Annotated in this window: 9 protein-coding genes; 6 read left to right on the top strand and 3 right to left on the bottom strand. The window is 62.4% G+C overall.

Annotated elements, in window-relative coordinates; all coding sequences use genetic code 11:
- The first annotated feature begins 185 nt into the window (after window positions 1-185).
- The 3 genes from V7756_RS13850 to V7756_RS13840 all read left to right on the top strand — a co-directional run bounded on the left by V7756_RS13850 (window position 186) and on the right by V7756_RS13840 (window position 2,570).
- A complete protein-coding gene (locus V7756_RS13850) occupies window positions 186-791 on the top strand; it encodes a TetR/AcrR family transcriptional regulator (protein ID WP_335610780.1) in 606 nt (201 codons plus the stop codon).
- Window positions 792-829: 38 nt separating this feature from the next.
- Window positions 830-1,333 carry a DUF4334 domain-containing protein gene (locus V7756_RS13845; protein ID WP_335610779.1) on the top strand — a complete coding sequence of 168 codons (504 nt, stop codon included), beginning with the start codon at window positions 830-832 and terminating at the stop codon, window positions 1,331-1,333.
- 112 nt (window positions 1,334-1,445) lie between these two features.
- Complete coding sequence (locus V7756_RS13840; RefSeq protein WP_335610778.1) at window positions 1,446-2,570, top strand: aminotransferase class V-fold PLP-dependent enzyme; 1,125 nt, start codon at window positions 1,446-1,448, stop codon at window positions 2,568-2,570.
- Window positions 2,571-2,745: 175 nt separating this feature from the next.
- On the opposite strand, the gene V7756_RS13835 is transcribed toward V7756_RS13840, so the two are convergent.
- Both V7756_RS13835 and V7756_RS13830 read right to left on the bottom strand, forming a co-directional pair.
- Complete coding sequence (locus tag V7756_RS13835; protein ID WP_335610777.1) at window positions 2,746-3,462, bottom strand: VC0807 family protein; 717 nt, start codon at window positions 3,460-3,462, stop codon at window positions 2,746-2,748.
- A 93-nt stretch (window positions 3,463-3,555) separates the two neighbouring features.
- Window positions 3,556-4,527, bottom strand: a complete 972-nt coding sequence (locus V7756_RS13830; RefSeq protein WP_335610776.1) for a calcium/sodium antiporter — start codon at window positions 4,525-4,527, stop codon at window positions 3,556-3,558.
- 225 nt (window positions 4,528-4,752) lie between these two features.
- On the opposite strand from V7756_RS13830, the gene V7756_RS13825 reads away from it, so the two are divergent.
- Window positions 4,753-6,354, top strand: coding sequence for a methyl-accepting chemotaxis protein (locus V7756_RS13825; RefSeq protein WP_335610775.1), 1,602 nt, complete (start codon window positions 4,753-4,755; stop codon window positions 6,352-6,354).
- A 48-nt stretch (window positions 6,355-6,402) separates the two neighbouring features.
- Here the strand turns inward: V7756_RS13825 and V7756_RS13820 are convergent, their stop codons facing one another.
- The gene (locus V7756_RS13820; protein WP_335610774.1) at window positions 6,403-8,103 is read right to left on the bottom strand and encodes a long-chain-fatty-acid--CoA ligase; all 1,701 of its coding nucleotides are present in this window, start codon (window positions 8,101-8,103) and stop codon (window positions 6,403-6,405) included.
- A gap of 269 nt (window positions 8,104-8,372) precedes the next feature.
- Here V7756_RS13820 and V7756_RS13815 point away from each other — a divergent pair, with 269 nt between their 5' ends.
- Window positions 8,373-9,641, top strand: coding sequence for an efflux RND transporter periplasmic adaptor subunit (locus V7756_RS13815; RefSeq protein ID WP_335610773.1), 1,269 nt, complete (start codon window positions 8,373-8,375; stop codon window positions 9,639-9,641).
- The gene (locus V7756_RS13810) at window positions 9,638-12,781 is read left to right on the top strand and encodes an efflux RND transporter permease subunit (RefSeq protein ID WP_335610772.1); all 3,144 of its coding nucleotides are present in this window, start codon (window positions 9,638-9,640) and stop codon (window positions 12,779-12,781) included. The genes V7756_RS13815 and V7756_RS13810 overlap by 4 nt, the downstream gene beginning before the upstream one ends.
- Window positions 12,782-12,960 lie beyond the last annotated feature (179 nt).

The raw sequence follows: 12,960 nt of genomic DNA, 5'->3' as shown, positions 1-12,960 counted from the left end.
GCGAATCTGGTTCGGTCTCTTTCCTTCTCACTGGTTACACAAAATACTTGGTTTCTGCGCCGGCAGCCTATAGTCTAGCATTATGAATGAATATTCATTCATAGTGGATGGGCGGTGGTTGAGGGCGGTTCTTCCGTGCTCGCAGCCGCTCTGTACAAACTGGCGATAGGGGTTAGAATGCGCGAATGAATACTCATTCAAGCCCTACCAAAACGCCCCGCCCGCGCATCAAGGACAAACGTCAGGCGATTCTCGACGCCGCCCTGAAAGTCTTTGCCGCCGGTGGTGTGAACGGTGTGCCCATGCCCGCTCTGGCTCAACAGGCCCAGGTGGGGACCGGCACCATCTATCGCTATTTCAGCAGCAAGGAGGCTCTGGTCAACGAGCTGTTTCGTGAGCAGAAGCGGGCAAGCAGTGCGCGGCTGTACAGCGATCTGGATCAGACGCTGCCGCCGCGCGAGCTGTTTGCCATCGTCTGGCAGCGCATGGCGGACTTCAGCCGCAGCGATCCCGACGCGTACATGTTCATGGAGCTGCAGGATCACCGGCCCTATCTCGACGAGGCCAGCCGAGCACTGGAAAAGAAGGTGCTCAAGCCTATCGTCGAGCGTTATCGGCAACTGCAACACGAGGGGCTGTTTCGCAGCGACATACGCCCCGAAGTGCTGATGAGCCTGGTATGGGGCGCCTTTGTGAATCTGATTCGGGCAGAGCGCGACGGGCATTTGAAGCTGCAGCAGAACGATATCGATGCCGCTTTCAATGCCTGCTGGAGCCTGTGCACCGGCTGACCCTCCTTGCTGCTCAACCCATTAGTAAAGGTATGCACATGAGCAAGGCAGCAAAATCCATCAGCGCGCTGGGCCTGGCCGCAGCGCTCACCGGAGGTGTTATGGCGGGGGAAGCAGAAGAGCAATTCATGCAGATGATCGACAGTGGCGAAGCCTACTCGGCAGAAGCACTGATGCCACTGTTCAAGCAACTGGAGCCGGTAAGCCTCGACTTCATGCTGGGCACCTGGCACGGCGGCAAGTTCGACGGTGGCGCCGAGCCTGATCCGCTCAACTGGTACGGCAAGCGCTTCAACGCCATCAATGATGTCGAGCCGATCCTCTACCCCGGCCCAGACGGCACCCTGCAGAACTACGACAAACTCGGCCGTGCACAGATTCGTGAAATGGTCTTCGACGGCCAGGTCTCGGCGGCGCTGATCTACGACCAGCAACCGATCATCGATTACTTCCGCAAGGTCAATGACGATGTGGTCATCGGCCTGGGTGACATCAAGGGCAAGCCCCTGGATTTCTTCTTCCATCTGACACGCGACAAATAGCCCTGAGTCAGCGCTTGGGCGCTGCGCCCAGGGACAAATCGGGTTAGGATGTGGCATCGCCAACGCCGGTTTATGCCGGCGTTTTTCTGTCACCCGTCTGGAGAAAGTCCCTGTGTCCAAACTGGTCCCTGCCATCGATCCCGAAGGCCTGCTCGAATATTCCGTGGTCTTCACCGACCGCTCGCTAAACCACATGTCGCAGACCTTTCAACAGGTCATGCGCGACATCTCCAGCACCCTGAAAGATGTGTACAACGCCAACGCGGTGGCCGTAGTCCCGGGCGGCGGTACCTTCGGCATGGAAGCGGTCGCGCGGCAGTTCGCTCAGGACAAGAAGTGTCTGGTCATCCGCAATGGCTGGTTCAGCTACCGCTGGAGCCAGATTCTCGAAATGGGCCGCATTCCGGCCAGCGAAACCGTACTCAAGGCAAGCAAATCCGACGCCAGCAGCCAGCCTGAGTTTGCCCCGGCGGCCATTGAGGACGTGGTAGCGGAAATTCGCGCCAGCAAGCCCGATGTGGTCTTTGCTCCGCATGTGGAAACCGCCGCTGGTATCATCCTGCCCGACGATTACCTGCGCGCCGTGGCCGACGCCGTGCACGACGTCGGCGGTCTCTTTGTGCTCGACTGCATCGCCTCCGGTACCGTCTGGGTGGACATGCAAGCCTGTGGCATCGACGTACTCATCAGCGCCCCGCAGAAAGGCTGGAGCGCCTCACCCTGCAGCGCACTGGTTATGTTCAGCGAACGCGCCGAAGCAGCCCTGGAAACCACCACCAGCAGCAGCTTCGCCGCTGACCTGAAAAAATGGCGGCAGATCATGCAGGCCTACGAGAACGGTGGCCACGCCTATCACGCAACCATGCCGACCGATGCGCTCAAGGCGTTCCGTGACACCATGCTGGAAACCCGCGAGTACGGCTTCGACAAGGTCAAGCAGGAGCAGCTGGAACTGGGCCGCACCGTGCGTGAGCTGATGCGCGAGAAGGGCTTCAAGAGCGTAGCTGCAGAGGGTTTTGGTGCACCCGGCGTGGTGGTCAGCTACACCACCGACGATGGCCTGCAAAGCGGCAAGGCCTTTGGCGCGCTTGGTCTGCAGACCGCCGCCGGCGTACCCCTGATGTGCGACGAGCCCGAGGGCTTCAAGACTTTCCGCATCGGTCTCTTTGGTCTCGACAAGTTGCACAACATCGACCGCACGGTTCTCACCCTCAAGCACGCCCTCGACGCGCTCTAGCGCGCCCAAAGCTGAAAGCGTCAAGCCTCAAGCAAACCCGGCCTCGGTGCCGGGTTCTGTTTTTGGGGTTGGAGTTCGGGCTAAGGCGGGAAGCTGGACGCCTACGAACAGCGCGGCCAGCTTGTCGCTTGCGGCCTGAGGCTTGCCGCTGGCTAAGCCCAGCCGGCGGCTGCGCTTAGCCCTTGGGCTGCTGCGCCATGATTTCTTCCATCTTCAACCCGGTCAGGCCGTGAATGGTGCGCCAGAGGTAGAAGAGGATGGCCATCATCATGATCATCGAGGGAATGGCGATCATCGGGTAACTGACCAGGGTCATCTGGCCCAGCTCCTCGTTGAAGGCTTCAGTGCCGGCGGGGCTGACCACTATCCATTTGGCGACGATGAAATTCATCACCGAGGAAAAAAAGAAGGTGCCGGCCAGAAGATAGGTGGCGCGTGAAAGGCGCTGGTTGAACACCTCCACCTGGCCGCGCTCCTGCAGGCGTTCCTGCACACGGGCCACGTTGATAACCTTCTCGTTGTACAGCAGGGTGCGAATCAACGGGTAGCGGGTGCGGGTAGATACCAGCACCGCAATGCCGATCACGCCGGGCACCGCCGCTTCCTTGATCGCCAGCCACTGTGGGTCGAGCTTGAGCAGGCCGATGCCGCCGGTCAGCAGCACACTGACCACACCCAGCAAGGCGATAAAGTTGAATTTGCGGTACTGCAGCAGCTCGAACAGACCCCAGCACACCGGAAAGGCCAGCGCGACAATCAAGGCAGTGCTGGCGCCCAGATTGGCTTCGCCGCTGAACTTCATCAGGATGATGGATGGCAACACAATGCTGACCAGCAGGTCGACCATCGGACGGGGTTTGTGCTGCGGTGTTGCGGGGTTCGCTTCAGTCATGGGGAAAGCGGCAATCTCGGCGGCGAATGAAGAGCCATCATACACCTGCGATCCGGTCGCTCACAGGGAGTGAAGACCGGATCGGCGCGGTAATCAGGCCACAATGGTATAAACCAGATAGCTGGTATAGCCCACATAGGTGAGCAGCAGCAGCACCCCTTCCGGCCTGCTTACCTTGCCCTCGCGTCCTTTGCGGCCGATGCCCATGGCGAGAAGGGCCAGGGTCAGGGCGAACATCACCACCCAGTCGCGCTGCAGCACCACCGGGTCTACCGCCAGCGGGGCGATACCGGCAGCAATACCGACAACCGCCAGGGTGTTGAACAGCCCGGAGCCAATCACGTTGCCCAGCGCCAGGTCGTGCTCATTACGCCGGATGGCCGCCAGCGAAGAGGCGAGTTCCGGCAGCGAGGTCCCCACCGCGACCACGGTCAGGCCGATGATCAGGTCGCTCACGCCCATACTCTCGGCGATGTAAACAGCGCCCCAGACCAGCACCCGCGAGCTGACGATCAACAGTACCAGGCCCAGCACCAGCCAGAAGATCGCCTTGTTCAATGGCATGGCGTGGTTGGCCACCTCACCTTCGTAATCGGCGGCCAGGCTGTCGCCGCGCCCACGCATGCCCTGCACGATGGACCAGCCCATGAGCACGAAGAACACCCCCAGCAATACCCAGGCATCCATGCGCGAAAGCTGGCCATCAATCAACTGATAGCCAGCCAGCAGGGTGATGCCCAGCAGGATCGGCAGCTCCTTGCGAATCACCTGGGAGTGCACCTTGATCGGACTGATCACCGCCACCAGGCCGATGATCAGCGCAATATTGGTGATGTTGGAGCCAAAGGCGTTGCCCAGCGCCAGTCCCGGGTTTCCCTGCCCGGCAGCGAGTGCCGAGACCACCATTTCCGGGGCCGAAGTGCCAAAGCCGATGATCAGCATGCCGATCAGCAGCGGGGGCATGCCGGCATGCGTGGCAGTAGCCGAGGCGCCATCCACAAAGCGATCTGCGCTCCAGACCAGAAGCGCCAAACCTGCTATGACCGCTGCTATCGCTAATAACATTACCCATCACCTGCCGTAGAAAAAGTAGCGGCTATTATCAAGTAAAGCCTGCCGGGGTGACAGCGCTGCGGGTGCACAGTTTTTACAAAAGGCTTCAGCGCTGAATCTGGCTGCCGATAATCTGTACAATCGCCGCCGCTTGCTGGAGGCCCGTTCAGTGGTGGCTGGCACCAACACCATTTATCCCTGTTCAGTGATCGGCAATCACCTCTCCAAGGAGTGACCATGTCTCTCAATAGTTCCCTGCGTCAGCAGACGCTGCTGCTGATGGGCGGCAGTCTCGCCCTTATGCTGCTGGTGGCGTTGATCACCGTCAGCTCGTTGGCCGGTGATGTACGCAGCTACCGCCAGCTGCTGGAACATCCGGTCAACGCGGCCAATCTGATCAACCGCGCCAATCTCGAGTTCAAGAGTCAGGTGCAGGAGTGGAAGAACGTGCTGCTGCGCGGCGCCGACCCGGAAGACCAGCGTAAATACTGGGCGCAGTTCGAGGCAGCCGAACAGGCGGTTCAGACTACCTTGCAGGAGATCGACCAGCTGCAAGTCGATGCTGGCACCAAAGCCGAGATTGCCCAGCTGCGCGCAGCGCATCAACGCCTGGCGGGCAGTTACCGCACCAGCCTGGATGCCTATATCGCTGCGGGTATGGAGCCGACCGCCGGCGATCGCAGCGCACGCGGCATCGACCGCGAGGTGAGCGAGCAGATGCAGGCGCTGTCGGACAAGATCAATAACGCGGCATTGGCCAGCAGCGGCGAGATCAATCGAATCGCCAGCCTCACCCTCTTATATGGTCTGATCGGCTTGTGCCTGGCCGCGCTGATCATTGGAGGCTTCAGCCTGCTGCTGGTCAATCGCCGTCTGGTCAGTCCCATTACCCGACTGATAGATCAGATCGATCAACTCAGCCAGGGCCGCATGGGCGCGCCCATCACTACCCAACGCCAGGATGAACTGGGCACCCTGGCGCGCGCGGCGAATCAATTGCGCAGTTTTCTAAGCGACACCTTCAGCCAGCTGCAGCGCAGCACCGCCGAACTGGATCGTGCCAGCGGTGAGCTGAACACCATCGCCACGCGTATGGCGCAGGGCAGCCGTGACCAGTTTTCACGCACCGATCAGGTGGCCACGGCGATGCAGGAAATGTCCGCCTCTGCGGCCGAGGCAGCGCGCGCTGCAGATGCCGCCGATACCAACGCCCAGCAAGGTGGCCAGGTGATGCAGCAAACCATTGCCGGCATGCAGGACATGCTGCGGCAGATCACCCTCACCACCGAGGTTATCCGCCGCCTGGAAGGCGACAGCAGCCGTGTTGGCAAGGTACTGGAGGTGATTCAGGGCATCGCCGAACAGACCAATCTGCTGGCGCTCAACGCGGCGATTGAAGCGGCGCGGGCGGGTGAAGCCGGCCGTGGTTTCGCCGTGGTGGCCGATGAGGTACGCACCCTGGCGCAGCGCACCGCGCAGTCAACCGCCGAGATTCAGCAGATCATCAGCAATGTGCAAAATGGCGCGTTGGAAGCGGTCAAGGCCATCGAGAACGGCCAGTCGCGCAGCGAGACCAGCATGGAGCACGTGACGCTGGCGGGTGATCGACTGGGCCAGATCACCCTGGCCATCGAGTCGATTCGTGACATGAATCGGCAGATTTCCACTGCGGCGGATGAGCAGACCAGCGTGGCCGAGGATATCTCGCGCAATATCACTGAGATCACCGACATTGCCAGCGCCAATCAGGCCGAGGTCGACAACACCGCGCGCGCCAGCCAGACCCTGCATGGGCTCTCCGGCGAACTCAGCACCCTCACCCAGCGCCTCTCGGCGTGAGGCAGAGATAGGCTCCGGCGCGGGTGGCCGCACCCACCCGCGCTGACGTCAGGCGCTGACTGCCGCCTGTTTCTGCTTTTCTTCTTCGTAGAGTTCTTTTTTCGACAGCTTGCCGACCGGGGTTTTTGGCAGCTCCGGGCGAATTTCCATGCTCTGCAAGCGCTCGTGCTTGCCCAGGCGGCTGGCGAGAAACTCCTGCAGCGTCTCGAAGCTGAAGGGCTCAACGCCAGTCTTCAGTTTGATGAAGGCCTTGGGCGCCTGGCCGCGGTAAGCGTCGGCCACGCCAATCACCGAGACTTCCTCCACGCCGGGAAACTCGTAGATGGCCTCTTCAATGGTGCGTGGGTACACGTTGTAGCCGCTGCACAGGATCATGTCCTTGGTGCGATCGACGATGTACACAAAGCCGTCGGCATCCATGTAACCAATGTCGCCGGTGCGCAGAAAGCCTTCGCTGGTCATGGCTTCGGCGGTGGCGTCGGGGCGGCGCCAGTAGCCAGCGGTGATGTTCGGGCCCTTGATGCACACCTCACCCTTCTCGCCCACCGGCAATTCGGTCTCGCCGCCATCGAGCGGCAGGATGCGAATATGCGAGCCCGGTACCGGCACGCCGCAGGAGCCGGGGCGCGGCGTCGCGTCCTTGGGCGTGAAGGTGCCGGTGGTGGTGGTCTCGGTCATGCCCCAGCCCTCGCGCAGGGTGCAGCCGGAGCGATTGAAATACTGCTGCTGCACCTCGACCGGCAGCGGCGCGCCGCCGGAGTTGGACATTTTCAGTGACGACAGGTCGTAGTCCGCAGTAGCGGGGTGGCTGAGCAGGCCGATGAACATGGTTGGCACCCCGGGAAAGGTGGTGATCCGGTTCTCGCTGATCTCCTTGAGCACCGTGATCACGTCGAAACGCGGATGCAGGTACAGCTCGGCGGCGGCGCGCAGGCCGAAGATCATGTTTACCATCAAGGCATAGATATGGAACGGCGGCAGCACCGCCAGCACCCTTTCCTGGCCCGGTTCCACCGCGGCACTCAGTACCTCGCGCAGCTGCGCGCAGGAAGCGGTCACGTTGCCGTGGGTAAGCATGGCGCCCTTGGGCACGCCGGTGGTGCCACCGGTGTATTGCAGCACGGCCAGGCAGTTGTTCGGATCCTCGATGGGATAGGGCTGATAATCGCCCTGGTTGTCCAGCAGTTGCGCAAAGCTGCTGCAGTCGGCGCCCAGCTGCGGTGTCGCCTGCGGCCCGAGCAGGTCGCGTTGTTCCTGCGTGGCGCTGGTGCAGAACTCGGTCAGCTCGCCGACTAACAGATGGCGCAGGCGGGTGCGTTCCAGCAGGGTTGCCATGCGCGGATAGAAGGCCTGCAGCCCCAGCGTGACCATGATGTCGGTCTCGCTGTCTTCGATCTTGTGCTCCAGAGTGCGTTCGGCGTCCAGTGGTGAATAATTGACCACGGTGCCGCCGGCGCGCAGGACGCCCAGAAAGCTGATGAAGTAGTGTGGGCAGTTGGGCAGATAAAGACCGACGTGCACGCCGGGTTTGACGCCCAGCTGCTGGAAACCGCGTGCCGCCTGGTCTACCTTGTGGTTGAGCTCGCGGTAGCTCATCTTGCTACCGAAGAAGTCGATCGCCGAGTTGTCGGGAAACTCCGCTACCGCCGCATCCAGCAGCGCCGGTATGGGTTGCGGTTCGAAGGGCAGATCCCAGCGGACATTCTCGGGATAGGACGAGATCCAGCGCGGTGCGGTAGTCACAGTCATTGTCTCCATGGAGCGAGTCGGCCCTGACGTCGTCGCTTGGCAGCGTAGTGGCGACGTAGAGCGGTTTTATTTTGTCTCACGGTAGCGCCGGCAGCGCTTTTCGAGAACCCCTATCCATTGCAGATATGTTGACCCATAGGCGGCACATCTGCCTGTCGCCAGCACGACAATGCCGCTGCCTGGCGATGGGCACGCTTGGCCCTTGCTCAAGGGCCGGGCAACACGCTATATAGGGCAGTCAAAATAATATCGCCCCATTCGGAACTTTCATGCGCAAACGTCTCGTCCCCTTCCTGATACTGGCCCTCGGGATAGTCATCTTTGTTCTGTTGCGCCTAACGGCTGACGAACCGGCCCCGGTGGGCTCCCTGGAGCGTAGCTGGCGGGTGGCGACCGAAGTGATTCAGCCCGACACCTTTGCGCCAAGGCTGACGCTATACGGCACCCTGGAATCGCCCCTGCTGTTCACGGTAGTCGCACCCATGGCCGGGCGCATTGCCGCCTTGCCGGCGCAGGACGGCGAGCAGGTGAAGCAGGGCGAGCTGCTGATGGCGCTGGACGAAGCCGACATTGCGCCGCGCGTGGCCGAAGCCCAGGCCGACCTGGAAGATGCCAAGGCGCAGTTGCAGAGCGAGCAGACCGCGCATCAGAACGACCTGCGCGCGCTCAAGCTGGAGCAGCGCATCCAGGCCAACGCCGAGACCAATGTCGGCCGGGTCGAGCAACTGATCGCCCGTGGCGCTCTGCCTGCCGCCGAGCTTGAAAACAGCAAGGACGTGCTGGATCGCGCCGCGCTCACCGTGGCCAACCGCCAGCGCAGCATCAACAATCATCCCTCGCGCCTCAAGGCAGCGCAGGCGCGGGTGGCGCGTGCCCAGGCCACCTTTGACAGCATGCAGCGCGACGCCGAACGCAGCCGCTTCACCGCACCCTTCGACGGCGTGGTGGGTAACGTCCAGGCGGCCGTTGGCGATCAGGTCAACGCCAACGCGGCGCTGCTGGATTTCTATCCGCTGCAGGGCATGGAGCTGCGCGCCGTGGTGCCTCAGGTACACAGTCAGGCCTTTGTGCAGGCGTTGCAGGAAGGCAACCAATTGCAGGCGCACAGCCTGGATATCGAGCCGCCAATCAGCCTGACGCTCAAGCGCATTGCCGGCCAGGCCGACGCGCGCGGGGTGGAGGCGCTGTTCAGCGTCGATAACCCGCAGCCGGGCATGCGCCTGGGCAACCTCTTGGCGATCAGCGTCGCGCGACCGGTCCGTGATGACAGCGTGGCCCTGCCCTACAGTGCGCTCTACGGCAACGATACCCTTTACGAAGTACGCGACGGACGCCTGCAGCGCATTGAAGTGCAGCGCGTGGGCGAAACCCTGGCCGAGAACGGCGAGCGCCGCGTGCTGGTGCGCTCGGACGAGCTGCGCGGCGGCATGCAGATAGTCACCACGCACCTGCCCAACGCAGTGCAGGGCCTCAAGGTGGAAACCGGCGCGGCCACGCCGGCGGCCGAGACTGACGACAGCACAGGGCCGCGGCCATGAGCGAGACCAGCCCGCTGGCGTTTTTTGTCCGCCACAAGGTGGCGGCCAACCTGCTGATGCTGGTCATGCTGATGGGCGGCGTGCTGGCGCTGGGCCGCATGAACATTCAGTTTTTCCCCACCTTCGCGCTCGATTTTGTCACCGTGCGCGTGGTCTGGAACGGCGCGGCTGCCGAAGATATCGAGCAGGCCATCACCATTCCACTGGAACAGCGCCTGCGCAGCATCCAGAACCTGAAGAACATGACCTCCACCTCGGCCCAGGGCGTCTCCAGCATTACCCTGGAGTTTCGCGAAGGTACCGATCCGGTGGTGGCGCTGGATGATGCGCGCCAGCAGGTCGATGAATTCCGTAACCTCCCGGCCGACGCAGAAAAGCCGGAAGTGGTGCGGGTGGCGCGCTACGACCCCATAGCCACTCTGCTGCTCTACGGCCCCTACGCGCCGCACGAACTGCGCATCATCGCCAACCGGCTGGAAGACGACCTGCTGACCAGCGGTATCGACCGTATCGAGATCGCCGGCCTGCCGGAGCAGCAAATCAGCATTGAGATACCCAACACCACCTTGCAACGCCTGGGACTGTCGCTGGATCAGGTCGCCGAGCGGGTGGACGCCGAATCCCAGGATCTGCCCGCCGGCCAGGCTGGCGAACAGGACTCGGCGCGCGAGCTGCGCGCCATCGAACAACGCCGCGATGCCGAGCAGTTTGCCAACATCCCCTTGCTGCAGGACGGTGCCAGCCATCTGCGCCTGGGCGATATCGCCGAGATCCGGCAGGAGCCCAGACGCAATCAGGTGCTGCTGCGCTATGCTGGTCAGCCGGCGGTGGAGCTGGCCTTGCAGCGCGCCGAAGACGGCGACTCGCTGGAGGCCGCCCAGGCGCTGAATGCCTGGCTGGAGCGCGTGGAACCGACCTTGCCGCCCGAGTTGAAGATCCATGTCTATGATCAGGCCTGGCAACTGATCAACGACCGCATCAGTCTGCTGGTCAACAATGGTCTGAGCGGGCTGGTGCTGGTGATGGTGCTGCTCTACCTGTTCCTGCCCGCACGGGTCGCGCTCTGGGTGGCTGTGGGTATTCCCACCGCCTTCCTCGCCGCCATGGCGGTGTTCTGGCTGATTGGCGGTTCGATCAACATGATTTCCCTGTTCGCGCTCATCATGGCGCTGGGGGTCATCGTCGACGACGCCATTGTGGTCGGCGAAGATGCCGACGCGCACTTTCGCAGCGGCGAGCAACCGCAGCGCGCCTCGGAAGGTGCCGCCAAGCGCATGCTCTGGCCGGTGGTGGCCTCCTCGCTGACCACCATCGCGGCCTTCATGCCGCTGCTGATGGTGGGTGGCATCTTCGGCAATATTCTTGGCGACATTCCCACGGTGATGATCTGCGTGCTCATCGCCTCGCTGCTGGAATGCTTTGTGGTACTGCCGCACCACCTGCGTTCGGCCTTCAAGCCCGCCAGCCAGAAGGCGCCCGGCACTTCGCGCGGCGCGCGTGTGCTGGCGCGGGTGGATGCGTTGCGGCAGCGCTTTGACCGGGGCTTCAATCATTTTCGTGATGGGCGCTTTCGAACCTTCTCGCAGTTGGCCCTGCGCTACCGTGGTGCCACCCTGGCCAGTGCGCTGGTGGCGGTAATTGTGACTGTTGGCCTGATGAGCAGCGGCCGTATCGGCTTCAGCTTCTTTCCCACGCCCGAGCCGCAGATGCTGCAGGCCAACGTCAGCTTTGTGGCCGGTACCCCGCGTGACACCATGATCCGCTTCATGCGCCACCTGGAACAGACGTTGGCCGATACCGAGGCCGATCTGGGTGGCGATCTGGTGCTCACTGCCGTGACCCGCGAAGGTCAGGTAATTGTCGAGAATGCCGGCGCACGGCAGGGCGACAACCTGGGTTCCATGCTGATCGAAATGGTCTCGCCGGATCATCGGGATGTGCGTAACAAGGCCTTTATCCGCGCCTGGCGCGAGCGTATTCAGCCGGTGCCCGGTATCGATCAGCTGAACATCACCGAGCAGGCGGGCGGCCCGCCCGGCAAAGACGTGGATGTGCGCCTGACCGGCAGCGACCCGGAGCAACTGAAGAACGCGGCAGAAGCGCTGTCGGTCATGATCGGCTCGATCGAAGGTGTACTGAGTACCGAAGACGACATGGCCTGGGGCCGCGAACAACTGGTCTACAGCCTGACGCCCTACGGGCAGTCGCTGGGTTTGAGTATCCAGAGTGTCGGCCGGCAGTTGCGCGCCGCCTACGATGGCCGGCTGGCGCAGATCTACCAGGAAGACCAGGACGAGATTGAAGTGCGGGTCCAGCTGCCGCGCAGCGAGCGCGAAAGCCTGGCCAGCCTGAGTGAGCTGAGCATTCGCCTCGACGACGGCCGCTTCGTGCCCCTCAGGCAGGTAGTGGAATTCGGCAACAATCAGGGTTTTGAGGCGCTGCGCCACGCCGACGGCATGCTGGCTACCGATGTGACTGCCGACATCGACCTGAGCCAGACCACCGCCGGCGAAGTGCTCAAGAGCATCGCCAAGGAGCTGCCGGCGCTGGCCAATCAGTACAACGTGCGCTACAGCTTTGAGGGCCGCTCGGTAGATCAGCAGGAGACCATGGCCGATATGGGAACAGGCCTGATTATCGGCCTGATGCTGATGTACGCGGTGCTGGTGTGGGTGTTCAGTTCCTGGAGCACACCGCTGATCGTCATGTCGGTGATTCCGCTGGCGCTGGTCGGCGCCGTGCTGGGGCATTGGGTGATGGGGCTGAATCTGACCATTCTGTCGCTGTTCGGGCTCTTCGGCCTGTCGGGCATCGTGGTCAACAACTCGATCATCCTGGTCAGCTTCTATCAGGAGCAGCGCAAGCGTGGGCTGGCGGTCAACGAGGCGCTGAACGAGGCCGTGGTGCAGCGCCTGCGCGCCGTTCTGCTGACTTCGCTGACCACCATTGGCGGTCTGCTGCCACTGCTGTTCGAGACCTCGCTGCAGGCGCAGTTCCTGATCCCCATGGCCACCTCCATCGCCTTCGGCCTGGGCTTCTCCACACTGCTGGTGCTCATGGTGGTGCCCGCGCTCTTGTCGCTACTCGAAGGCTGGAAAGAAGGCCGCGCGCAGCGCCACGTAGAGGCGTCTGCAGGCTGACGCCTGTGGTCGAGATGGAACTCGACCGTCCCAGGCTACAAGCACACCACCGGGTTTACCCCTGGGACGGCCGTATATGGTCTCCTCCCTCATTGCAAGGCTTCCAGTTTTTGATAACAAGAGCAGGTTGTCTGTCGTATATCCGGCCTCAATCTGCAGCACAGTGCTGCGGGCCTTGA

It is taken from the genome of Halopseudomonas sp., assembly GCF_036961105.1.
GTDB lineage: Bacteria > Pseudomonadota > Gammaproteobacteria > Pseudomonadales > Pseudomonadaceae > Halopseudomonas.
The sequence above is the reverse complement of the archived record's forward strand: the minus strand, read 5'-3'. Positions and strand labels throughout refer to the sequence as shown.